Source organism: Streptomyces sp. NPDC054847 (assembly GCF_053610925.1).
Window position 1 is genome coordinate 1 of the sequence record NZ_JBSGZJ010000061.1, and the last position, 23,307, is coordinate 23,307.

22 protein-coding genes and 1 pseudogene are annotated in these 23,307 nt (G+C 70.5%); 12 read left to right on the forward strand and 11 right to left on the reverse strand.

The annotated features are described in order from the left end of the window. From ACWGH4_RS10065 to galU, 6 genes and pseudogenes are all read right to left on the reverse strand, one after another. A pseudogene (locus ACWGH4_RS10065) lies at positions 1-553 on the reverse strand (hypothetical protein); the annotation flags it as partial. A gap of 136 nt (positions 554-689) precedes the next feature. Next, entirely contained in the window at positions 690-1,319 is a 630-nt protein-coding gene (locus ACWGH4_RS10070) for a GNAT family N-acetyltransferase (protein WP_453458073.1), read from the reverse strand. After that, on the reverse strand, positions 1,316-1,822 hold the full coding sequence (locus ACWGH4_RS10075; protein WP_441265008.1) for a molybdenum cofactor synthesis domain-containing protein: 507 nt from the start codon (positions 1,820-1,822) through the stop codon (positions 1,316-1,318). The genes ACWGH4_RS10070 and ACWGH4_RS10075 overlap by 4 nt, the downstream gene beginning before the upstream one ends. Continuing rightward, a complete protein-coding gene (gene moaC / locus ACWGH4_RS10080; RefSeq protein WP_453458077.1) occupies positions 1,819-2,328 on the reverse strand; it encodes a cyclic pyranopterin monophosphate synthase MoaC in 510 nt (169 codons plus the stop codon). Before moaC ends, ACWGH4_RS10075 begins: the two co-directional genes overlap by 4 nt. Positions 2,329-2,400: 72 nt before the next feature. After that, positions 2,401-3,702, reverse strand: coding sequence for a molybdotransferase-like divisome protein Glp (gene glp, locus ACWGH4_RS10085; RefSeq protein ID WP_453458080.1), 1,302 nt, complete (start codon positions 3,700-3,702; stop codon positions 2,401-2,403). A gap of 4 nt (positions 3,703-3,706) precedes the next feature. Then, the gene (galU, locus tag ACWGH4_RS10090) at positions 3,707-4,633 is read right to left on the reverse strand and encodes a UTP--glucose-1-phosphate uridylyltransferase GalU (RefSeq protein WP_453458083.1); all 927 of its coding nucleotides are present in this window, start codon (positions 4,631-4,633) and stop codon (positions 3,707-3,709) included. A 94-nt stretch (positions 4,634-4,727) separates the two neighbouring features. On the opposite strand from galU, the gene ACWGH4_RS10095 reads away from it, so the two are divergent. After that, on the forward strand, positions 4,728-5,345 hold the full coding sequence (locus ACWGH4_RS10095; protein WP_453458086.1) for a 5-formyltetrahydrofolate cyclo-ligase: 618 nt from the start codon (positions 4,728-4,730) through the stop codon (positions 5,343-5,345). Here the strand turns inward: ACWGH4_RS10095 and ACWGH4_RS10100 are convergent. Then, on the reverse strand, positions 5,311-8,121 hold the full coding sequence (locus ACWGH4_RS10100; RefSeq protein ID WP_453458089.1) for a penicillin acylase family protein: 2,811 nt from the start codon (positions 8,119-8,121) through the stop codon (positions 5,311-5,313). The genes ACWGH4_RS10095 and ACWGH4_RS10100 overlap by 35 nt on opposite strands. A 216-nt stretch (positions 8,122-8,337) precedes the next feature. Between ACWGH4_RS10100 and ACWGH4_RS10105 the strand changes: the two genes are divergently transcribed. From ACWGH4_RS10105 to mscL, 6 genes are all read left to right on the forward strand, one after another. Continuing rightward, positions 8,338-9,849: a potassium/proton antiporter gene (locus tag ACWGH4_RS10105; RefSeq protein ID WP_453458124.1), complete on the forward strand. Its 1,512-nt coding sequence runs from the start codon at positions 8,338-8,340 to the stop codon at positions 9,847-9,849. A gap of 285 nt (positions 9,850-10,134) precedes the next feature. Further along, positions 10,135-11,406, forward strand: a complete 1,272-nt coding sequence (locus ACWGH4_RS10110) for an MFS transporter (RefSeq protein WP_441265014.1) — start codon at positions 10,135-10,137, stop codon at positions 11,404-11,406. Between the two features lie 68 nt (positions 11,407-11,474). Then, the gene (locus ACWGH4_RS10115) at positions 11,475-11,801 is read left to right on the forward strand and encodes an FmdB family zinc ribbon protein (protein WP_453458092.1); all 327 of its coding nucleotides are present in this window, start codon (positions 11,475-11,477) and stop codon (positions 11,799-11,801) included. 81 nt (positions 11,802-11,882) lie between these two features. Next, positions 11,883-12,746 (forward strand): S-methyl-5'-thioadenosine phosphorylase, encoded by an 864-nt coding sequence (locus ACWGH4_RS10120; protein WP_453458095.1) that lies wholly within the window; start codon positions 11,883-11,885, stop codon positions 12,744-12,746. Positions 12,747-13,248: 502 nt separating this feature from the next. Beyond that, positions 13,249-13,824 (forward strand): RcpC/CpaB family pilus assembly protein, encoded by a 576-nt coding sequence (locus tag ACWGH4_RS10125; RefSeq protein WP_453458097.1) that lies wholly within the window; start codon positions 13,249-13,251, stop codon positions 13,822-13,824. Between the two features lie 123 nt (positions 13,825-13,947). Next, positions 13,948-14,463 (forward strand): large conductance mechanosensitive channel protein MscL, encoded by a 516-nt coding sequence (mscL, locus tag ACWGH4_RS10130; RefSeq protein ID WP_453458127.1) that lies wholly within the window; start codon positions 13,948-13,950, stop codon positions 14,461-14,463. Positions 14,464-14,501: 38 nt separating this feature from the next. Here the strand turns inward: mscL and ACWGH4_RS10135 are convergent, their stop codons facing one another. Continuing rightward, entirely contained in the window at positions 14,502-14,708 is a 207-nt protein-coding gene (locus ACWGH4_RS10135) for a hypothetical protein (RefSeq protein ID WP_441265018.1), read from the reverse strand. Between the two features lie 398 nt (positions 14,709-15,106). Between ACWGH4_RS10135 and ACWGH4_RS10140 the strand changes: the two genes are divergently transcribed. Both ACWGH4_RS10140 and ACWGH4_RS10145 read left to right on the forward strand, forming a co-directional pair. Beyond that, complete coding sequence (locus tag ACWGH4_RS10140) at positions 15,107-16,159, forward strand: P1 family peptidase (RefSeq protein WP_453458130.1); 1,053 nt, start codon at positions 15,107-15,109, stop codon at positions 16,157-16,159. A 144-nt stretch (positions 16,160-16,303) separates the two neighbouring features. After that, positions 16,304-17,086, forward strand: coding sequence for a DUF6227 family protein (locus tag ACWGH4_RS10145; protein ID WP_453458102.1), 783 nt, complete (start codon positions 16,304-16,306; stop codon positions 17,084-17,086). 112 nt (positions 17,087-17,198) lie between these two features. On the opposite strand, the gene ACWGH4_RS10150 is transcribed toward ACWGH4_RS10145, so the two are convergent. After that, complete coding sequence (locus tag ACWGH4_RS10150) at positions 17,199-18,824, reverse strand: MFS transporter (protein ID WP_453458105.1); 1,626 nt, start codon at positions 18,822-18,824, stop codon at positions 17,199-17,201. Between the two features lie 63 nt (positions 18,825-18,887). Here ACWGH4_RS10150 and ACWGH4_RS10155 point away from each other — a divergent pair, with 63 nt between their 5' ends. Then, a complete protein-coding gene (locus ACWGH4_RS10155) occupies positions 18,888-19,847 on the forward strand; it encodes a helix-turn-helix transcriptional regulator (protein ID WP_453458108.1) in 960 nt (319 codons plus the stop codon). Between the two features lie 92 nt (positions 19,848-19,939). Here ACWGH4_RS10155 and ACWGH4_RS10160 read toward each other — a convergent pair whose 3' ends face one another. Beyond that, entirely contained in the window at positions 19,940-20,941 is a 1,002-nt protein-coding gene (locus ACWGH4_RS10160; protein ID WP_453458112.1) for a sigma-70 family RNA polymerase sigma factor, read from the reverse strand. Positions 20,942-21,089: 148 nt separating this feature from the next. Here ACWGH4_RS10160 and ACWGH4_RS10165 point away from each other — a divergent pair, with 148 nt between their 5' ends. Further along, on the forward strand, positions 21,090-21,677 hold the full coding sequence (locus tag ACWGH4_RS10165; RefSeq protein ID WP_453458115.1) for an N-acetyltransferase family protein: 588 nt from the start codon (positions 21,090-21,092) through the stop codon (positions 21,675-21,677). A 79-nt stretch (positions 21,678-21,756) separates the two neighbouring features. Here ACWGH4_RS10165 and ACWGH4_RS10170 read toward each other — a convergent pair whose 3' ends face one another. Continuing rightward, positions 21,757-22,554, reverse strand: a complete 798-nt coding sequence (locus ACWGH4_RS10170; protein WP_453458118.1) for a dioxygenase family protein — start codon at positions 22,552-22,554, stop codon at positions 21,757-21,759. Between the two features lie 128 nt (positions 22,555-22,682). Between ACWGH4_RS10170 and ACWGH4_RS10175 the strand changes: the two genes are divergently transcribed. Then, on the forward strand, positions 22,683-23,198 hold the full coding sequence (locus tag ACWGH4_RS10175; protein WP_453458121.1) for a MarR family winged helix-turn-helix transcriptional regulator: 516 nt from the start codon (positions 22,683-22,685) through the stop codon (positions 23,196-23,198). The last annotated feature ends 109 nt before the right edge of the window (positions 23,199-23,307 follow it).

Below are 23,307 nucleotides of genomic sequence, written 5' to 3' on the forward strand. Positions count from 1 at the left end.
CGATGTAGGCACTGAGGAGCACGGCCGGCAGGGCGGGCGCCCACAGGAGCCCCAGGCCGCCGACCGCGGCGACCACCGCGCCGAGGGTGAAGGCGAGGAAGAGGACGATGGTCGTCCGTCTGCGCCGGGCAAGGACCTTGCTGCGCCGCGCGCGCTCGGCGGCCGCGGCACGGTCGGACCGGCGGCGTGGGGCGGGGCGCCGGGCGGGGGTCCGGCCGGCGGGCCGGTCCGTCTCCTGCTCGGCGTCCTCGGACACGTCCCGGCGGACTTCGGTGCGGGGCGCGGCGAAGGCCCGGACGTCCACGGAACTCAAACGGTCCGTGTCAGCGTCCGGGTCCACGTCGTGCTCGGGCTGCTCAGCGGTGCGTTCCCGCAGCTCCTTGGCGTACCGGCGCTCCATCGCCGCTCGTCCGGACAGCAGCCGGATGGCGGTGGAGAAGCGTTCCGTCGGACGGGCTTCGTTCAGCTCGTCCTGCCTGCGGAGCCACATCGGCACCAAGTAGGCGGCCCAGGCCCCGACGATGACTGCGTAGATGAGGCCGCTGCTGCTCACGCAACACACCGTAGAGGGATTTGCACAAGGGCATCCGCCAATTGGCCCGGTGTGTCGCACGATCTGGCTGATATCACGGACTTTTTTTGTGATTGTTCAGATCGGTTCATGGCTACCGCTGACCAATTTCGAACACTTATTTTATTTCCCTGGTGGTTCCGGGTCGTGCCTGGTGCCAGCGGTTGAGCAGCCCGTCCGGCACCTCCTCGGCCGTCAGCGCGAACACCAGGTGATCCCGCCAGGCGCCGTCGATGTGGAGATAACGGGGCCGCAGGCCCTCTTCACGGAATCCGAGTTTCTCCACCACGCGGCGGCTCGGCCCGTTCTCGGGCCGAATGCAGACCTCGATGCGGTGCAGACCGACCGAACGGAAACAGTGGTCGACGGCCAGGGCGACAGCCGTCGGCATGACTCCGCGGCCGGCGATGCTCCGGTCGACCCAGTAGCCGACATGCCCGGAGCACATCGAGCCCCAGGTGATCCCGGCCACGGTCAGCTGACCGACGAGCCTGCCCTGGTACTCGATCACGAACGGCAGCATCCGGCCCGCGTTCGCCTCCGCGCGCAGATGGCGGACCATCTGCCGGTACGTCGGCCGCTGGATGAGCGGCCCGCCCGGTGCCGGGGGCGGGATCGTCGCCTCCCAGGGACGCAGCCAGTCGCGGTTGCGCCGGTTGACCTCACGCCAGGTGCGCTGGTCCCGCAGCTTTATGGGGCGGAGGGTGATGTCACCGTCCACCAGGACGACCGGCCAGCTGACGCTCATGACGGTCTGGGATGGTCGCCGCCGCGCAACTGGTCGACGGCATGGCGCAGGATCTGCTCAAGCACCGCGAGCCCGTCCCGCACGCCCCCGGTGGAGCCGGGCAGGTTGACGATCAGGGTGCGGCCGGCGACGCCGGCGACGCCGCGCGAGAGCACGGCGGTGGGCACCTTCTCGCGCCCGTACGCGCGGATCGCCTCCGGGATGCCGGGGACCTCGTGGTCGAGGAGGGCGCGGGTCACTTCGGGCGTGCGGTCGGTGGGCGAGACGCCCGTGCCGCCGGTGGTGACGATGACGTCGTACCGGTCGGCCACTCCGTCGCGCAGCGCCTCGCCGACCGGGTCTCCGTCGGGGACGACCCTCGGGCCGTCCACGGCGAAGCCCATCGCGGTGAGCTTCTCGGCGATGAGCGGGCCGCCGGTGTCCTCGTACACCCCGGCCGCCGCCCGGTTGGAGGCGGTGACCACGAGCGCGCGGTACGGGGCCGTGGCGTGGGAGACGGTCATGCGTGCGCTCCTTCTGCTCCCTCGTGCCCCTCGCGGGTCCAGTCGCCGGACTTGCCGCCCGTCTTCTCCTCGACGCGGATGTCGGTGATCACCGCCGCCTTGTCGACGGCCTTGACCATGTCCACGACCGTGAGAGCGGCGACGGAGACCGCCGTGAGCGCCTCCATCTCCACGCCCGTGCGGTCCGTCGTCTTCACAGTGGCGGCGATCTCCACCGCGTCGTCGGCGACTCGAAGGTCGAGCTTCACACCGGAGACGGCGAGGGGGTGGCAGAGCGGGATCAGGTCGGGGGTGCGCTTCGCGCCCATGATCCCGGCGATCCGTGCCGTGGCGAGCGCGTCTCCCTTGGGGACGCCCTCGCCGCGCAGCAACTCCACGACGTACGGCGAGACCAGGACGCGGCCGGTGGCACGTGCGGTGCGGGCGGTGACGTCCTTCCCGGATACGTCGACCATGCGGGCCGCCCCCGCCTCGTCGATGTGCGTCAGCCTGCCTTGCGTACTCATGTGCGCCTGTGCTCCCGGTCCGGTCCCGTCAGGGCCTGTGTGGTCAGACACGGTACCGCCACAGGGGGCCGGTCAGCCCAGGAGGACCACGCCGACCTCCGTGCCGGGCTCCACCGAGGTGTCGGACTCCGGGACGACGATCAGGCAGTCGGCGTGGGCGAGCGCCGCGATCAGATGGGAGCCCGAGCCGCCGACGGGGGTGACGCTGCCGGCCTCCGCGTCGTACCTGCCGCGGAGGAACTGGCGCTTCCCGGCCGGGGAGCCGATGGCCCTGTCCGCCTTGAGTACGGCCCGCGCGGTGGGGCGGTGCACGTCCGGCAGGCCCATGAGCGCGCGGATCGCGGGCCGGACGAACAACTCGAAGGAGACATAGGACGACACCGGGTTGCCGGGCAGGGCCAGCAGCGGTGTGTGCTCGGGGCCGATGGAGCCGAAGCCCTGCGGCTTGCCCGGCTGCATCGCGAGCCTGCGGAAGTCGATCCCGCTGCCGGGCACGTCCTCGTCGCCGACCGAGGAGAGCGCCTCCTTGACCACGTCGTACGCTCCGACGCTGACACCGCCCGTGGTGACCAGCAGGTCGGCGCGGATCAGCTGGTCCTCGATGGTGGCGCGCAGGATCTCCGCGTCGTCGGTGACCGCGCCGACCCGGTAGGAGATCGCACCCGCGTCCCGCGCGGCGGCGGCGAGGGCGAAGCTGTTGGAGTCGTAGATGCTGCCCTCGGTCAACTCCTCGCCGGGCTGGACCAGTTCACTGCCGGTCGACAGAACCACCACGCGGGGCCGGGGGCGGACCCGCACCGTGCCGCGGCCGATGGCGGCGAGCAGGCCGATCTGGGGCGGGCCGAGGACCGTGCCGGCCGCGAGGGCCAGGTCGCCGGCCTGCACGTCGCTGCCCCGGGCACGCACATGCGCATGCTCCTCGACGGGCCGGTGGACGCGGACCTCGCCGCTCGCTCCCGCCGGGTCCTCTCCGGCGGGGCGCATCGTCTGAGCCGCTCCCCCGCCGGTGCCGCCGTCGGTCCACTCCACGGGGACCACGGCCTGCGCGCCGGGCGGCAGCGGGGCTCCGGTCATGATCCGGGCGGCCTGGCCGGGGCCGACAGTGGGCAGGCCGCCGCTGCCGGCGGCCACGTCCCCGATGACGGTCAGGACGGCGGGGAACTCCTGCGTGGCGCCCGCGACATCCGCGACACGGACCGCGTACCCGTCCATGGAGCTGTTGTCGAACGGTGGCAGCGCGACGGGGACGGTGACGTCCTCCACAAGGACACAGCCCTGAGCGTCCGGCAGCTGAAGCTCGATCGGGTCGAGCGGGCGGATCGCGGCGAGGATGTCCTCGAGGTGGTCGTCCACCGACCAGGTCGTGCTGCTCACGGTCCTACATCTCCTCGTTCACAAAACTGCGAAGCCAGTCCCGGAACTCCGGGCCCAGGTCTTCACGTTCGCACGCGAGTCTGACAATGGCACGCAGATAGTCACCGCGGTCACCGGTGTCGTAGCGGCGGCCCTTGAAGATCACTCCGTGGACCGGGCCGCCGGGGCTCGACTCCGTGGCGGTGGCGGACTGGTCCGCCTCCGTGAGCTTCTGGAGAGCGTCGGTGAGCTGGATCTCGCCGCCGCGGCCCGGCTCCGTCTCCCGCAGTACGCCGAAGACGGCGGGGTCGAGGACGTAGCGGCCGATGATCGCCAGGTTGCTGGGCGCGTCCGCGGTCTCCGGCTTCTCCACCAGATCGGTGATCTTGACGACGTCGCTGTCACCGGTGGGCTTCACGGCGGCGCAGCCGTAGAGGTGGATCTGGGCCGGGTCGACCTCCATCAGCGCGATGACGCTGCCGCCCTCGCGCTCCTGGACCTCGACCATGCGGGCGAGCAGGGGATCGCGCGGGTCGATCAGGTCATCGCCGAGGAGGACCGCGAAGGGCTGGTCGCCGACGTGCGGCTCGGCGCACAGGACGGCGTGACCGAGGCCGCGCGGGTCGCCCTGGCGCACGTAGTGCATCGTCGCCAGGTCGCTGGACTCCTGGACCCTCGCGAGCCTGCCGGCGTCGCCCTTGCGGGACAGCGCCTCCTCGAGCTCGTAGTTGCGGTCGAAGTGGTCCTCGAGCGGACGCTTGTTGCGTCCTGTGATCATCAGTACGTCGGAGAGGCCTGCCGAGACGGCCTCCTCGACCACGTACTGGATCGCCGGCTTGTCGACCACAGGCAGCATCTCTTTGGGCGTGGCTTTCGTGGCAGGCAGGAACCGGGTGCCGAGGCCTGCGGCTGGGATGACAGCCTTGCTGATCCTGGGGTGCGACTGAGTCATGCGCAGCACCATATCCGCTGAGTATGGGCGGAAGATGATACTCCGGTTAACTTCGTCCTCACAAAGACGTGTACAACGCATTTACGGGTGGGCAATGAACGCCGACATGTCGGAAAAGAGCGTGCTGCGGGCCGAACTGCTCGGCGCACGACGGCTCCTGTCCACGAAGGACGTGACAGAGACCGCCGCGGTTCTCGCACGGCACGCTCTGCGGCTCCCCGAGCTCGCCGGCGCCGGCACCGTCGCCGCCTATGTGTCCGTCGGGCGCGAGCCCGGTACACGCGCGCTGCTCGACGCGCTGCTCGCCCGAGGAGTACGCGTCCTGCTGCCCGTGCTGCTGGACGACAACGACCTGGACTGGGGGGTGTACCGGGGCGCCGGTCACCTGCGGCGCGCCGGACGGGGGCTCTTGGAGCCGGACGGGGAACGGCTCGGTCCGGACGCGGTGCTCACGGCCGACGCCGTACTGCTGCCCGGGCTCGCCGTGGACGCCCGGGGCATGCGGCTCGGACGCGGCGGCGGTTCGTACGACCGTGTCCTCGCCCGTCTCGCCGCCGCGGGCGCGGATCCGGCGCTCGTGGTGCTCCTGCACGCGAACGAGGTGGTCGCGCAGGTCCCGGTGGAACCGCACGACCACCCCGTTCACGCGGTGGTGACGCCCGACGGCGTCATCCGGTTCACGGGACGGAGAAGCCCGGAGGAACGAGCGTGAGCGTGTCGGCGGTGCCGGCCGAAACCGCCTCCGCGCTGTAGGCCCAGTCCAGCAGCTCTCCGTCGGCCCACAAGTCGGTCTGGTCGGTGTAGTGCGCGTTGTACGCGTGGCCCGAGGCACCGGTGAGGTTGATCCACCGGGACTCGTCCCACTCGCCGACGTTGACCACCATCCGCATCGAGGGGACCCACACGACCTCGTAACCGCCCGCCGCGTTCCAGCCTGTGGCGTTCACCGCGGCCTCGCCGCCGCCGAGGTTCCACGGGCCGCGGTTGAGCATGGTCTGCAGGAAGCCCGGGCCGTCGGTGCCGAGCGTCTGGTTCTTCAGGGTGAGCTGGTGCAGACGGCCCCAGCTCCAGCTGGAGGCGTCCTTGCCCAGCCGGGCCGTCAGCTCCCAGCGGGCGTCCGCCATCGCACGGCCGAGCAGCTCGTCACGGCTGTCGGTCGCCTGCTCCGTACGCGTCCGGGGCGACTGCCACCAGGTGTTGTCCTCGTCCTTCAGCAGCCGTCGCACCACCTCGAACCAGCGGTCGCCGCCGTCGGGCTGGGCCGAGTCGGGGTCACGCTGGCCGCACTCGCGCACCCGCTCCTCGAGGTCGTCGTCCGGGGCCGTGCTGTCGGCGGGCCGGACGCTGAGGCACTCGCCCTCGACGCGCAGCTCCTTGGGAAGCTTGTTGCCGAACGCCAGCTTGAGGACGTTGCGCCACACCGCGTTGAAGTAGGCGGCGGCACCGGAGTCCGGTTCCTGGGTGTAGTCCCAGCCCTCGAGCAGCTTCTGCGCCTCGCGGACGTACGGGTCGGAGATGTCGATCTTCAGCAGGTAGGGCGTGAGCAGCTTCGCGATCTCGCTGCTGTTGTCCGTCTGCATGGTGCGCATGTCTTCGGTCGAGATCTTGCCGCCGCCCTGGATCTTCGACTCGATGAGGTCGTTGATCCGCTGGCTCCGGGCGCCGTAGCCGTAGTCCTTGGTGATCAGGTACGGGTACTTCTCCGCGTCGATGACGGCCTGGTTGGCGGTGACGATGTAGCCGCGGTCGGGGTTGTACTCGTAGGGCAGCTCGTCGAAGGGGATGTAGTCGGTCCACTTGTACGCCGGGTCCCAGCCGGGCGCGGGGGTGGAGCCGTCACCCTGGGCGCGGACCGGGATCCGGCCGGGGGCCTGGTAGCCGATGTTGCCCTTGGTGTCGGCGTAGACCAGGTTCTGCGAGGGGACCTCGAACTTCTGCGAGGCCGTGCGGAAGCTCTGGAAGTCCTCGGCCCGGTTGAGCTCGAAGACGGCGTCCATGGTCCTGCCCGGCTGGAGGGCGGTCCACTGGAGGGCGACTCCGTAGCCGGAGGCGCGGTCGGGCGCGGCGTTGGACACGGGCGCCTTCTGGCCGACCTTCTCCAGCTCTTCACTGCGGTCGGAGACGAGGGGGCCGTGCCCGGTGGAGCGGACCGTGATCGTCTTGCTGGCCCCGCCCGCGACCTTGATGACCTCCTTGCGGGTGGTCAGCTGCTTCTCCTCGTCTCCGACGAGGTAGCTGTCGCCGGCGAGCTTCTCGAGATAGAGATCGGTGACGTCGGCACCGAGATTGGTGAAGCCCCAGGCGATGTCCTGGTTGTGGCCGATTATCACGCCGGGCATTCCGGAGAAGGTGTAGCCCGCGACGTCGTAGCGGCACTTCTCGGAGGCCTCACGGCAGTGCAGGCCCATCTGGTACCAGAGCGAGGGCAGCTGGGGCGCGAGGTGCGGGTCGTTGGCCAGCAGGGGCTTGCCCGTGGTCGTGTACTCGCCGTCGACCACCCAGGAGTTGGACCCGATGCCGTTGCCGCTGGGGCCGAGGAGAGCGGGGACCGCGTCGAGGGCGTCGGAGAGCGCGGCGAGCTGAGAGCTCGCTCCCGAGGCCGCGTCCGCGTCACCGCCGCCGGTGCCGGTGCCGGTGCCGTCGCCGGTGCCGCCGGTTCCCGTGCCGTCACCCGTGTTTGCGCCGGTGGAGCCGTCCTGGAGGTCGGAGGGCTTGGCCGCCGGGTCGAACTTCCCGGTGACCTGACTAATGCCGCCTTCCTGCACGATCGGCTTGTTGCGCTCGAACGGATAGGACGGGTAGAGGTCCTTGATCTGCTTCTCGCTCAGCCTGCTGGTCAGCAGGGAGCGGTCGATCTCGTCCTCCATGTTCCCGCGCAGGTCCCAGGCCATCGCCTTGAGCCAGGCCACCGAGTCGACCGGCGACCACGGCTCGGGCTTGTAGTCGTTGGTGAAGGACAGCGCCGCGTACTCGACCGAGATCTCCTCGGCGGAGCGCCCCTTGAGGTACGCGTTGACGCCTTCCGAATAGGCCTGGAGGAACTTCTTCGTCTCCGCGGAGAGCTTGGTGTCGTACTCCTGCTGGGCGACGTGGCGCCAGCCGAGCGTGCGGAGGAACGCGTCCGTCCCGACCTGTCCGGAGCCGAACATCTCCGAGAGCCGGCCGGCGGTCATGTGCCGGCGGACGTCCATCTCCCAGAAGCGGTCCTGCGCCTGGACGAAGCCCTGGGCGCGGAAGAGGTCCTCGTCGGTGTCCGCGTAGATCTGCGGGATGCCGTGGTCGTCCCGCTTGACCTCGACCTTGCCGCCGAGTCCTTCGAGTTGGATCGATCCGGTGGACTGCGGGAAGGAGGCACGCACCGTACTGATGCTCCAGTACGCCCCGTAGCCGACGCCCGCCACGAGGGCCAGCACCAGGACGAGCACGAGCAGACGGGCGCGTCGCCCCTTCTTCTTCTTGGGGGAAGAGGCGGTTGTGTTGGCGGGCATCGCTGTCCTTCGAGGGGCAGGGTGGTCCTGGGAATGCTGAGGCAACTCTAGGCGCAGCGCCCGACCGGCCCGGACGCGGTATCCACAAGGCACCCTCGTCCACAGACAAACAGATCATCACACCGTCAAGGAAGCGTTAAAGATTAGGTAAGGTAACGAAGTGTCGCCCGCCGGTACGAGGATCCGGCCGCAAGGCGCGAGGGGAAGGATCGGCCACTGACTGTCCACCAGCTCAACGAACTCCTGCTCATCTGCTCGCTCGTCCTGCTCGTCGCCGTGGCGGCTGTGCGCGTGTCCTCGCGCAGCGGCCTTCCCAGCCTGCTGCTGTATCTCGGCATCGGGATCGCCATCGGCCGGGACGGCCTGCTCGACGTCCAGTTCCATGACGCCGAACTGACGCAGGTCATCGGCTACGGCGCCCTCGTGGTGATCCTGGCCGAAGGTGGACTCGGCACGAAGTGGAAAGAGATCAGGCCCGCGTTGCCCGCGGCCGCCGCACTGTCGACGGTCGGGGTCGCGGTGAGCGTCGGCGTCACCGCCGCCGCCGCCCACTATCTGGTGGGACTCCCTTGGCAGCAGGCCCTGATCGTCGGCGCGGTCGTCTCGTCGACCGACGCCGCCGCGGTCTTCTCCGTACTGCGGAAGGTGCCGCTGCCTTCCCGGGTGACCGGAGCGCTCGAGGCGGAGTCCGGCTTCAACGACGCACCCGTGGTGATCCTGGTGGTGGCGTTCTCCACGACCGGCCCGATCGACGCCTGGTACATGCTGATCGGCGAGATCGCGCTGGAGCTGGCGATCGGCGCGGTCATCGGACTCGCGACCGGCTGGCTCGGCGCGTACACCCTCCGGCACGTGGCTCTGCCCGCCTCCGGTCTCTACCCGATCGCCGTCCTGGCGATCGCGGTCATGGCGTACGCGGCCGGCGCCCTGGCGCACGGCAGCGGATTCCTCGCCGTCTATCTCGCCTCGATGGTCCTCGGCAACGCCAAACTGCCGCACGCCCCGGCCAATCGTGGTTTCGCAGAGGGGCTCGGCTGGCTGGCCCAGATCGGCATGTTCGTCCTGCTCGGCCTGCTGGTGACGCCGCACGAGCTGCTCCGCGACTTCTGGCCCGCGGTGATCGTCGGCCTGATGCTGACCGCGGTCGCGCGCCCGGTCGGAGTCTTCATCAGTCTGCTGCCGTTCCGTATCCCGTGGCAGGAACAGGTGCTGATGTCGTGGGCAGGCCTCCGCGGCGCCGTGCCCATTATTTTCGCGACGATCCCCATGGTCGCGGGAGTCGAAGGCAACGACCGGATCTTCAACATCGTCTTCGTCCTGGTGGTCGTCTACACGCTGGTACAGGGGCCGACCCTGCCCTGGCTCGCGAAGCGGCTGCGGCTCGGCGACTCCTCGGAGGCCGCCGATCTCGGCATCGAGTCCGCGCCCCTGGAGCGGCTGCGTGGGCACCTGCTCTCGGTCGAGGTCCCCGATGGGTCGAAGATGCACGGCGTGGAGGTCGCGGAGCTGCGGCTGCCGTCCGGCTCCGCCGTCACCCTCGTCGTCCGCGACGGCAAGAGCTTCGTACCGCTGCCCTCGACGGTGCTGCGGCACGGCGACGAGCTTCTCGTGGTAGCGACCGACCCCGTGCGGGACGCCGCAGAGCGGCGCCTGCGGGCGGTCGCCCAGGGCGGAAAGCTCGCCGGCTGGCTGGGCACAGGGGGCGGCGCACGCCGCCGGCACCTGTGACCGGCGGGGCCGGATCAGCGGCTCAAACGTTGACCGCTCCGTGAATCACAGGAATACATGAGGTGATCCCTGCCATTTCCCAGGATGCGGCAGGGAAAGTCCCTGTACCATGAAGGCACACTGATCGACCAACTCTGCCTGACGCAGAGCTGGCGCGACCGTATGGCGGCCGCGGAGTCCCTCGCTGTGGGCCCCGGTATCTACCGCAGTTCCGCGCAAGAGGACAGCTCTCGGCGGCTCCCGACACCCAGGGGAGCGCTACCAGGCGGCAGAAAGGCAAGGACCGTGGAGTCCACGGTCGCTTCTGGCAAGCGTCCTGGTTACGGGCAGCTGCTCCGTACCGCAGGTGCTTGGACATTCCTGCTCCCCGGGTTCGCCGCCCGGCAGCCCTTCGCGATGCTCACCATCGGCATCGTGCTGCTCGTCCAGCACACCACCGGCTCGTACGGCAGCGCAGGCGCCGTCGCAGCCGTCACCGGCGTGTCCATGGCGCTGTTCGCGCCGCAGAGCGGCAAGCTCGCCGATCGCTTCGGCCAGCGCGCCGTGCTGGTCCCCGGCGTGCTCGTGCACACCGTTTCAGGTGCGGCGCTCACCGTGCTGGCCCTCACCGGCGCCCCCCTGTGGGCGCTGTTCGCCGCGGCCGTGCCGACCGGCGCCTCCGTTCCTCAGGTCGGCCCGATGGTGCGGGCCCGCTGGGCCGCGCGCCTCCAGGGCTCGCCGCTGATGTCGACGGCCGCGGCCTTCGAGTCCGTGACGGACGAGTTCACTTTCGTGGTGGGACCCGTCCTCGCCACCGCACTGTGCACCGGGGTCCACCCGGCGGCCGGTCTGATCGCCGAGTCCGCGCTCACCCTGGCCGGCGGACTGCTGTTCGCCGCCCAGCGCCGCACCCAGCCCGCCCACGGCCACTCCCTCTCCGACTCCCGGGCCGAGCGCACTTCCGCGCTGTCCGTGCCCGGCGTGCGGGTCCTGGCGGTGGCCTTCCTCGGCATCGGCTCCGTCTTCGGGGGCATGCAGGTCTCGCTGACCGCGTTCACCGAGGAGATCGGGCAGCCCGGTATGAACGGTCTGCTGTACGGCCTCTTCGCCGCCGGCAACATGCTGGCCGGCGTCGCCGTCGGCGCCATCGCCTGGAAGACCGGGCCGCGCCGCAGGCTGGTGCTGGGCTACGCGGGTCTCACACTTGCCGCGTCCGTCCTCTGGACGGCCCATTCCGTGGTGCTGCTCGGGGCGCTGGGCCTGATCGTCGGCCTGTTCATCGCCCCCGCGCTGATCACCGGCTACACCCTCGTCGACTCGCTCGTACCGGCCTCCGCCCGCACCGAGGCCTTCACCTGGCTGACGGGCGCGGTGGCGCTGGGCCAGGCGGCCGCCGTGACGGTGGCCGGACAGCTGGCCGACGAGCACGGCGCGAGCGCCGGATTCGCCGTGCCGCTGGTGGGCACCGCGCTCGCGCTGATCACCCTCGTGACACTGCGTTCGCGTCTCACGCCGCGTACCTCCGGACGGGTCGCGGCGCGTGGGATCGGTCACCGAGTGCCGGTGACGGTGGACTGATTCCGCGGAATACGTCACTATGGATCGTCGTTAGCACTCATCGAGTGAGAGTGCCAGGAGGAAGACAAGTGCCGACCTACCAGTACCAGTGCACCGATTGCGGCGAGGGCCTCGAGGCGGTGCAGAAGTTCACCGATGACGCCCTGACCGTATGCCCCAGCTGTGACGGACGCCTGAAGAAGGTGTTCTCAGCGGTCGGCATCGTCTTCAAGGGTTCCGGCTTCTACCGCAACGACAGCCGCGGCTCGTCGTCGAGCAGCTCACCCGCGTCGACCTCCTCGTCGTCGACGGGCACGAAGTCCTCGTCGGACACGAAGGCGTCGACCCCTGCCGCCTCTTCGACGGCTTCCTCTTCGTCCTCCAGCACGTCGAGCGCCTCCGGCTCCGCAGCCTGATTCCGACGTTTCCGAGACCCCGCCCGGCACATGACCACGGCGGGGTTCTTGGCATGTGCGCCTGCGGCTACTGTGATCGCCATGGCGACCAAGTCGAACGCAAGCGAAGCGGCCGGACCGGCGGAGATCGGTGTGATCGGCGGCTCGGGCTTCTACTCCTTCCTGGAGGACGTCACCGAGATCGAGGTCGAGACCCCTTATGGTCCGCCCAGCGACTCCCTGTTCATCGGTGACGTCGCCGGACGGCGGGTCGCCTTCCTGCCCCGTCACGGGCGGGGCCACCACCTGCCGCCGCACCGCATCAACTACCGGGCCAACCTCTGGGCGCTACGTTCCGTCGGCGTCCGACAGGTGCTCGGCCCGTGCGCGGTCGGGGGCCTGGTGCCCGAGTACGGCCCCGGCACGCTGCTCGTGCCCGACCAGTTCGTGGACCGCACGAAGGCACGGGCGCAGACCTACTTCGACGGCCTGCCGCTGCCCGACCGGACCGTCCCCAACGTGGTGCACGTTTCGCCCGCCGATCCGTACTGCCCGCGAGGGCGCAGGACCGTGCTGGACGCAGCCCGCGGACGCGACTGGGAGCCGGTGGACGGCGGGACGCTGGTGGTCGTCGAGGGGCCCCGCTTCTCGACCCGGGCCGAGTCCCGGTGGCACGCGGCGATGGGCTGGTCGGTGGTCGGCATGACCGGGCATCCCGAGGCCGTCCTCGCCAGGGAACTCGAGCTCTGCTACACGTCGATCACACTGGTCACCGATCTGGACGCCGGCGCCGAAGCGGGCGAAGGCGTCTCGCACGAAGAGGTGCTGAAGGTGTTCGCGGCCAATGTCGACCGGTTGCGGACGGTCCTGTTCGACGCGGTGGCGGGTCTGCCGTCGAACGACGAGCGCGACTGCGCGTGCGGCGACGCGCTGGCGGGGATGGACCCCGGCATCCCGCTGCCATAGCGCGGGGTGCTCGCTTGCGGGACAGGGCTGGGCGGTCGATCGCGGGCCGGGCTTCGTAGTCGCGTCGCGGGAGTGCCGGATCGCGGCGCGCGCCGGGCTTCGTAGCAGCGTCGCGGGACTGCCGGATCGCGGCGCGCGCCGGGCTTCGTAGCAGCGTCGCGGGACTGCCGGATCGCGGCGCGCGCCGGGTTTCGTAGCAGCGTCGCGGGACTGCGAGGTCGCTGGATGCTCGCTCGCGGGGCACGGCTGCGCGGTGGATCGCGGGACCGGGCTTCGCGGTGGAGCCGCTGGGCGCGTGGTCGCGTCGCGGCCGCAGATCTCGGCGGGGCTGCGAGGTCTCGGGGCGGGGCGCTCGCGCTCGGACGCCCTTTCCGGCGAGCGACTTGTCCACATACATCGCACTGTCCACAGGCTTTGGCGGGCCTGCGCCGGAACGTGGATCGTGGTGAGCGGTCGGTCACGGGCGCAGGGCCCGGGCCACTCTCGCGACAGGCGGTGCGACATGTCCTTCGCTCACTCCTCCCCTCCCTCTTCTCCCGCGCCGGAGCCCCTGGGCGTACCGCCGTTCGCGCCGCTGCGGGTCCGCGGCGGGGCGCAGCGGCTTCGCCGGGCGTTGTGGCGGCAGCGGCGAACCATGGCCGCGGGCCTGGCGGTGACGGCCGCGGCGCTCGCCGCGTCGACGGCCCGGGGAGCGGACGTCACGGGCGGGCCGGCGCAGCAGGGCCGGGGCGGTCCGGGCGCCGGCGTGCCTGCTGCCGCGTCCCCGGCACGCGAACCGCGTCCTGCCACCGAGCTGGTGTCCGCGCCCGTGCGCATCGCTGACGCCGCGACGGTGCGGCTCCTGCGGCCCGGGGACCGCGTCGACGTCATCGCGGCCGCCGACCCTCCTACGGCCGGAGGCGAGGGGGCGGTTGCGGCGAAGGTCGTGGCATCGGGGGTCCGGGTGACCGAGGTTCCGGCCGGGACGGAGGACTCCGCGGACGGCGGCGCCCTCGTCGTGCTCTCCGTACCGCGCGCCACGGCTGCGGAGCTGGCGGGCGCCGGTGCGACCTCCCGCTTGGTGGTGACGGTGTGCTGACTCGCACTGACGTAGCGCCGGGTAACCCCATGGCGGCTGCGGATTGGACAAGGAGACCGGGCGCTGCCGTAAGTTGCCGAGCCGTCCCCCTTCTTTACTACATGTATGAAGAGAGGCTCATTCGTGAGCGACAAGAAGCCGAGCGTCCTCGAAGGCTTCAAAGCCTTCCTGCTCCGTGGCAACGTGATCGACCTCGCGGTCGCCGTCGTCATCGGTGCCGCTTTCACCAACATCGTGAACGCCGTGGTGAAGGGCGTGATCAACCCGCTGGTCGGGGCGTTCGGAACGAAGGACCTGGATGCCTACAGCTCCTGCCTGAAGGCCCCGTGCGAGGTCGGCCCCGACGGCGAGATGCAGGGCATCCAGATCATGTGGGGATCGGTGCTCGGCGCGACGCTCCAGTTCCTGATCACCGCCGTCGTCGTCTACTTCCTCATGGTGCTGCCCATGTCGAAGTACCTCGCCCGCCGTGCGGCGGCGCAGAAGGCGAAGGAAGGCGTGCAGGAGACGCTCGAAGTGACCGAGCTGGAAGTGCTGAAGGAGATCCGCGACGCCCTGGTGGCGCAGCGCCGTACCGGCTCGACGGCCGGCGACGACTCCGGTCCGGCCGGCACACCGGAGCCCGGCGTCGGTCGCTGACGCGGCCTACGGCCCCTGGGGGCTCGGGCCCGTACGGCTCAGATGTGGTGGGGCGGCTTCTCGTCGAGGAAGCGCGCGAGGTCGGCGGCGCTGTCACCGCTCGCCGGAGGCCGCTCACCCCACCCACGGTCCGTATCGTCCGCCGATTGCTGGTCCAGCGGATCGTCGAAGATCAGCCTCGGCTCGGGTCGTTGCTGTCCGGGCTGCTTCGCATCACGCGGTCCGGGGGTGGGGGCGGTCCTCATACCTCCAGGGTACGGCCGCGGCACCCCCCGCCGTCACCTGTCTTCCCTCCCTCTGACGGCCTCCCCTGTTCGGGCCGTGCAGCCACCCGACCCGGGAGCGACCCCGGATCCGGGCCGGGCGACGAACCCGGGTCCGACCGGGGCCCGGGTCCGGTGTCCCGCAGGTCGGCGCCGGCGAGCGTGGCCTGCCGCTGGCTCGCGGAAGGCGCCGCCGAGCGTGTGCCACCGCCGCGGACGGCACTCATCGACGCCGGAATCGCGAAGACCGGGCAGGGAATCGCGCGGTGACCGGGCACCGGATTCGAGAGCGGCTGGAGCACCGGTCGAGACCGGGCCGCGTGACTGCGCGACCGCCGCCGCGCACGGTCCGCCCAACTAACCTGGCAGACATGGTCGTTATGAAGAGGACTGACGGGCCGACCGACGGCCTCACGGATGTGGCGGGTCTGCGGGTCGGTCACGCACAGGTCGCCGGGGACGGTGCGCTCAGCGGCACCACCGTCGTCCTCGCACCCGAAGGCGGAGTGGTCGCGGCCGTGGACGTCAGAGGCGGTGGGCCCGGTACCCGGGAGACCGACGCACTCGATCCGCGCAATGTCGTCCAGCGCATCGAGGCGGTCGTCCTGACCGGAGGAAGCGCGTTCGGGCTCGAGTCGGCCGCCGGGGTGATGGCGTGGCTGGAGGAACAGGGCCGGGGCGTACGGGTCGGCCCGGACCCCTCGCAGGTCGTGCCCGTCGTGCCGGCGGCGTGCGTCTTCGACCTGGGGCGCGGTGGCGACTGGTCCGCGCGGCCGGACGCCTCTACAGGCCGGGCGGCAGTGGAGGCGGCTGCCGCCACCGACGAGGGCGCGCCGGTCGTGGCGGGAGCGGTCGGTGCCGGGACCGGCGCGGTGATCGGCCACTTCAAGGGCGGTGTCGGCACGGCAAGCACGGTCCTCGAGTCGGGCATCACCGTGGCAGCCCTGGTCGTGGCGAACGCGGTGGGCTCGGCCGTCGATCCCGGGACCGGCGCGCTGTACGGCGAGTTGATCACCGAGGGCGTGGACCGTGCGGCGCTGCCCTCCCCCGCGGTGCACACCGCTGCGCAGCTGCGCCTGACCGAGGCACGCGAGAAGAACGGGCCTCCTCCGCTGAACACCACCCTCGCCGTCGTGGCCACCGACGCCGATCTCACCCGTGCGCAGGCGCACAAGCTCGCGGGGACGGCGCACGACGGCATCGCGCGCGCTGTCCGCCCCGTGCACCTCCTCAACGACGGCGACACGGTGTTCGCGCTGGCCACAGGCTCGGTGGCGCTCGCCGAAGGAAATCCGCTCGCGCTGAACGACGTTCTCGCAGCGGGCGCCGACATGGTGACGCGGGCGATCGTGCACGCCGTGAGATCCGCCGCGAGCGTCGACGGACCGGGCGGCAGCTTCCCTTCGTACGGGGAGTTGTACGGCATCGACTGACGTATCGGACAGCCGAGTTGGGGGCGCGCGGGAACTTCTGCCACGCGCCCCTTCGTTTTACCCAACCCTGAAGCGCATTGTCGGACCGAAGCGCTACTTTTAGCAATCACCAAGTGACTTGTGGCGACGGCCTGGAGACCCCTCTTGAACGATCCGAACGATCCGTACGAGACAACCGAGACGCACCTCGAGCGACTCCTGGGTCGGGCGCTCAACTCCTTCGACCTGCCCGACGCTACGGTCGAGCGGCTCGGCTGCGCGCTGGCGCACGCCAGTTCACTGCACTCCTCGCACCACAGCGCGTCGCTGCACCGGGCCACCTACCGCCACGCCTATCTGCTGGCTGACGGCAGTTCGCTCGTGCTGTGGGAGCTCGTGCACAACACCGGACGCGACGGCACGGAGCAGCACGAGCTCTACGCGGAGGAGTCCGAGGCCCGGCTGGCGGCGTCCCGACTGCCCGCCGGTTTCCCCGGGTTCGCCGGTGCGGGGAGCGGCGCGGGCAGCGCACTCGAGCAGGAGCTCGGTATCGACCTGGACGCCGATCTGGAGCTGCTCGCCGCTCTGATGGCGCCGCCTCCAGCCCCGCTGCCCCCGATGTACGTCCCGGACGACTCTGCCGATCACGCCCGCCGGGTGCTGCGTCGCGCGGAGAACGCCGACCGGCCGGGCGACGAGACGGCTCGTCTGCTGCGCAGCGCCTTCGCCCACCACATCACTCAGGTCTTCGGGCGTCAGTTCCGGGTGGCCGGCAAGGACGCGGGCTTCACGCTCTACGAGCACGCCTTCCTGCTGCTCGACGGTACGGAGCGGAGCCTGTGGGAGGTCGAGCACACGGCGACGCCGGACGGACGCCACATGTGTGAGGTCTACGAGGCGGAGCAGGACGCTCGCGCGGCCATGGAGCTCCGTGCGCGCGTCCGCTAGCCGTCTCTGCCCCGGCGGACGCGCGTCCCGGTGGCCCGGGCGGTGCCGTGCTGCCTGCGAACGCAAGGTGCCCGCACCGCGGTGATCGCGGCGCGGGCACCCGGCGGACCGGTCAGCGTGAGAGGACCGGTTCCGCCTCCGGCTTCGCGAGCTGTCCCGTCGTGTCTTCCGCCGGAGCTCCGGTGCCCTCGTCCGTCACGACGCCCTCCGACACGGAGCCCTCCGACACGACGTCGTCCGTCGCGCCGCCCTCCATGTGCTGCTTCGGCCGGGCCGGCAGGGCGAACATCACCAGGAAGATGACGCCGAGCACTGCCGCGACCCACCACAGCGAGTTCTCGAAGGCCTGGGCGAAGGCGCTGCCGACGGTGTCGGGCGCGAGCTTCTCCTCGTCGATCGATCCGAAGAAGACCAGTGAGACGAGGCCGAGGCCGAGCGCGGTGCCCATCTGCCCGGTCGTGTTGATCAGTCCGGACGCCGATCCGGCGTGCTCGCGCGGGACTTCGGAGAGCACCGCGTCGGTCAGCGGCGCGACGATCAGGCCCATGCCCACACCCATGACGACCAGCGGCAGGATCATCTGCCAGGGCTGGACGGCCATGCCGTAACGGTCGGCCTCCCAGATGTAGAGGAGCAACCCGATGGCCATGGTGGCCGCGCCTGCCTGAAGCACCTTGCGGCCGAAGCGGGGCACCAGCAGTTGCACGGACATACCGGCCGCCGCGGAGACGGCGATGGAGAACGGGACTCCGGTCAGGCCGGCCTTCAGCGGGCTCCAGTCGAGCCCGGTCTGCATGTACAGCGTCCAGACGAGGAAGAAGATGCCCATCACGATGCCGAACGTGAGCTGTACGGCGATACCGGCGGCGAAGCTCTTCACCTTGAACAGCGACAGTTCGACCAGCGGCGAGCCGTCCTTGCGCGTCTTGTACTTCTCGTACGCGATGAAGGCGGCGAAGACGAGCAGGCTGCCGGCCATGCAGAGGTGGCCCCAGAGTGGCCAGTCGAGCTCGCGGCCCCGCGTGAGCGGGTAGACCAGCATCAGCAGGCCGAGCGTGACCAGCACGACGCCGACGAGGTCGAGCTTGAGGGCCTTCGGCGCACGGGACTCGAGAATGTACTTCCGCCCGAGGATCAGCCCCGCGATACCGACCGGCAGGTTGATCAGGAAGATCGGCCGCCATTCGAGGCCGAACAGGTTCCACTGCGTGAGCAGTGCACCGAGCAGCGGGCCGGACACCGCGCCCAGTCCGACGATGGCGCCGAACAGGCCGAAGACCTTGCCGCGTTCGTGCGCCGGGAAGGTGACGTGCACGATCGCGAGCACCTGCGGCACCATCATCGCGGCGGCCGAGCCCTGCAGCAGCCGTGAGGCGACGAGCATCTCCTCGTTGACGGCGAACCCGCAGAGGGCGGAGGCGAGCGTGAAGCCGGTGATACCGATGAGGAACAGCCGCTTGCGGCCGTATATGTCACCGAGCCGGCCGCCCGTGATCAGGCCGGCGGCGAAGGCCAGCGCGTATCCGGCGGTGATCCACTGGATCGCTCCGAACGACGCGCCGAGATCCCGCTCGATGCTGGGGATCGCGATGTTGACGATGGTGACGTCGACCAGGTCCATGAAGGCGGCGGTCATGACGATCGCCAGCGCGATCCATCGGCGGCGGTCATGGCCGGCGTCCGGCGCCACCTCGGTTACGGCTGCCGTTTCGGCTACGGCGGGCTGCTGTGAACTCATGACGAGGAATCTAGGACCCATATAGGCCAGAACATGTCCTAGATGGCGGGCATCCTGAGAAACATGACGGACACTCCGGCACGACTTCTGAATCTGCTCTCGCTCCTCCAGACGCCGCGTGAATGGCCCGGCAGCGAGCTGGCCGAGCGTCTCGACGTCAGCCCGCGCACCATCCGGCGCGACATCGACCGGCTGCGGGACCTCGGATATCCGGTCGAGGCCACCAAGGGCGCGGTCGGCGGATACCGGCTGGTCGCGGGCGCCGCGATGCCGCCGTTGCTGCTGGACGACGAGGAGGCCGTGGCGATCGCCGTCGGGCTGCGGGCCGGGGCGGGCCACGCGATCGAAGGCATCGAGGAGGCTTCCGTACGGGCGCTCGCCAAGCTCGAGCAGGTGCTGCCGTCCCGGCTGCGCCACCGGGTCACCACCCTCCAGGCGGCGACCCTGCCCCTGACGAGGGGCGACGGGGCCACGATCGATCCGCAGACCCTGACGGTCATCGCGAGCACGGTGACGGCGCGCGAGCGCCTCCGGTTCTGCTACCGGGCGGGGGACGGCGCGGAGACGCGGCGGCAGGTGGAGCCGTACCGCCTCGTCTCGACGGGCCGGCGGTGGTACCTGGTGGCGTACGACATGGGTCGCGAGGACTGGCGCACGTTCCGCGTCGACCGGGTGACGGAGCCGTTCGCGACAGGGGCCCGGTTCACGCCGCGCGAGATGCCCGGCGGGGACGCGGCGGAGCTGCTGAGCCACTCGATGTCGCGGCACCAGCAGGAGCACGAGGTCGATGTCAGCTTCGAGGCCCCGGCCTCGTTCGTGGCGGCCCGGCTGCCGGAGCACCTTGGCGCACCTGCGCCGACGGGCGAGAGCGCATGCCGACTCCGGGCGAGGTCGGCGGACTCGGTCGAGTGGCTGGCGCTGCGTCTGGCGCTGGTGGACTGCGAGTTCACCGTCCACGGCCCGCAGCCGCTGCGCGAGTACATGACGGACCTGGCGACACGGCTCGCCAGGGCCACAGACTGACGGGGCCACGGCCGACGGCCGGCGCGCCCGCTTCCGCGCACCGGTCATGGACGGGCCTGCCCGGGGGCGGACCGCCTCTCGGCCCCGGGCTCCTAGGCGGCCGGCTCGAAGCCCGTGTCGCGGGCCATCCGCTTGAGCTCGAGCAGCGCGTGCTTCTCGATCTGGCGGATCCGCTCCCGCGTCAGGCCGTGTTCCTTGCCGACCTCGGTCAGTGTCCGCTCCCTGCCGTCCTCGATCCCGTACCGCATGCGGATGATGGACGCGGTGCGGTTGTCCAGCTTGCCGATCAGGCCCTCCAGCTCCTCGCTGCGCAGCAGCGTGAGCACGGACTGCTCCGGCGACACGGCGGAGGTGTCCTCCAGCAGGTCACCGAACTGGGTCTCGCCGGCGTCGTCCACCGACATGTTCAGGCTGACCGGGTCACGGGCCCAGTCGAGGACGTCGATGACCCGCTCGGGCGTCGAGCCGAGCTCCTCGGCGATCTCCGACGGCTCGGGTTCCCGGCCGTTCTCCCGGTTGAACTCGCGCTGGACGCGACGGATGCGGCCCAGTTCCTCAACCAGGTGGACGGGGAGCCGGATGGTGCGGGACTGGTCGGCTATGGACCTGGTGATCGCCTGGCGGATCCACCAGGTCGCGTACGTGGAGAACTTGAATCCCTTGGCGTAGTCGAACTTCTCGACAGCGCGGACCAGGCCTGCGTTCCCTTCCTGGATCAGGTCGAGCAACGGCAGCCCGCTGCGCGGATAACGCCGGGCGACGGCCACGACGAGACGCAGATTCGAGCGGATGAAGATGTCCTTGGCACGCTCGCCGGCCTCAGCCAGCGCCTCCAGCTCCTCCCGCGTGGCTCCGCCGGCTTCGCTGTCTACTTCCTTGTCGAGGATCTGACGGGCGTAGACACCCGCCTCGATGGTCTGGGACAGCTCGACTTCCTTGGCGGCGTCGAGCAGCGGCGTGCGCGCAATCTCGTCGAGGTACATGCCGACCAGGTCGCGATCGGCGATCTCCCCGCCCACGGCGCGAACACTGCTTGCCCTGTCGGTCGCCCCACCAGAGTCGGACTGACGGCGGGCGACGGCACGGGTTGCCATGCGAGCTCCCTTGCTGAGTAGGTCGCGACACCCTCCCGGGTGCCCTGCATCCGAAGGAAACAACGACTGGAATCCGGACAGAATTCCCATCAGGTGCGTCGATTTCCGCGATCATGCAGTACCCTGTCCGGCCGACCCAGGAGGACGGATGCTGCCGGAACAGGCGGAGGTGCAGGTCAGGCCGGGCGCGGAAGCCGACCTCGAAGCCCTCACAGACATCTACAACCATTACGTCCGTGAGACCCCGATCACTTTCGACACCGCGGTTTTCACCCTTGAGCAGCGCCGCTCATGGCTGCACTCCCACCCTGAAGACGGCCCGCACCGCCTTCTGGTTGCTCAGGATGTCCGGTTTGCCGGACCGAATCCTTCGGACCACCCGACACGACCGGACCACCCGACACGACCGGACCGACCGGCGCACGGGATCCTGGGCTACGCCACCAGCAGCCCCTTCCGCCCCAAGGCGGCCTACTCCACGTCCGTCGAGGTCAGCGTCTACTGCGCGCCGCAGGCCGCCGGACGCGGCATCGGCACCCTGCTCTACAAGGCGCTCTTCGAGGCCCTGGCGGATGAGGACGTACACCGGGCCTACGCCGGCGTCGCCCTGCCGAACGACGCATCCGTCCGGCTGCACACCCGCTTCGGGTTCCGCCACATCGGCACGTACGGGGAGGTCGGGCGGAAGTTCGGCCGGTACTGGGACGTGGCCTGGTTCGAGAAGCACCTGGACTGAGCCCGCCCGCCGCCGCCGGACGCCTGGCCGGCGGCGGCCGTGGGAGGACACAGCGGAGCGGGCCGGCGCGGTGCGGGCGTCAGCCGAACTGCACGGACCGCTTCGCCAGTCCCATCCAGAAGCCGTCGATCACGCTCCGGCCGTTGCCGATCTCCGCCTCCGACGCCCCGATGGTGACGAACAGTGGCGCGAAGTGCTCGGTCCGCGGGTGGGCCAGTCGCCCGGCGGGGGCCTTGTTCTCGAAGTCGAGCAGGGCGTCGACGTCGGCGTCCGCCAGCGCCCGCTGCCCCCAGTCGTCGAACTCGGTGGACCAGCCGGGCGTTCCGTCGTGCCGCAGCGCCGCCAGGTTGTGCGTGAAGAAGCCGCTGCCGACGATCAGCACGCCCTCGTCCCGCAGCGGGGCGAGCCTGCGCCCGATCTCGAGCAGCTTCTGCGGGTCGAGCGTGGGCATGGAGATCTGCAGCACCGGGATGTCCGCGTCCGGATACATCTCCACCAGCGGGACGTACGCGCCGTGGTCGAGCCCCCGGTCGGGGATGTCCTGCACCGGCGCACCGGCGCGGCGGAGCAGTTTGCGTACGGAGTCGGCGAGTCCGGGAGCTCCGGGCGCGTCGTAGCGGACGCGGTAGTAGTGCTCGGGGAAGCCCCAGAAGTCGTAGACCAGCGGCATGGTCCTGGTCGCGCCGAGGGCGAGGGGCGCCTCCTCCCAGTGCGCGGAGACCATCAGGATCGCCTTGGGCCTGGGCAGCGCGTCGGACCAGGCGGCGAGCTGGCCGGGCCAGAGCGGGTCGTCGGCCAGGGGCGGGGCGCCGTGGGAGAGGTAGAGCGCGGGCATGCGCGGCGCGTCGGGGGTGGTGGATGCGGGGGTGGCGTTCATGGCTGGCGGCTCCCGGTCTGCTGAACCCGGTCGGCTGACCCGGCGTACTGGAAGCTTGAACTTTCAAGCTGATTCGATCCTAGACCCAGATAGTTCAACTTTCAAGAACAGGGTCGTAGAGTGGATACATGAACAGGGCACTCAATGGTGAGGGCGGTCAGGAACCACGCTGGCTGAGCGACGAGGAGCAGCGGGTGTGGCGCTCCTACCTCCACGCCACCACCCTCCTCGAGGACCACCTCGACCGCCAGTTGCAGCGCGACGCGGGCATGCCGCACATCTACTACGGCCTGCTCGTCCAGCTCTCCCAGGCACCTCGCCGCCGCAAGCGGATGACCGAGCTGGCCATCGACGCGAAGATCACCCGGTCCCGGCTCTCGCACGCGATAGCCCGGCTGGAGAAGAATGGCTGGGTCCGGCGGGAGGACTGCCCCTCCGACAAGCGCGGGCAGAACGCCGTACTGACGGAGGAGGGCTTCGGGGTCCTCCGGCGGACCGCGCCGGGCCATGTCGAAGCCGTGCGCCAGGCGATGTTCGACCGGCTCACACCGGAACAGGTCGCACAGCTCGGCGAGATCATGCAGGTCATGGCGGAAGGGCTGCAGCCCCAGGACACCGGAGCGGACCTGCCCTGGCTCAGGTGACCCACGCGGGCGCCGCCCGACCCAGGTGACCGGCCGGCGCAGGGCGCCCGCCCGGCGCCCGGCTCGGACCTGCCGGGCGCAGGGCCCGTCCGGCTCGGGTGATCGGCAC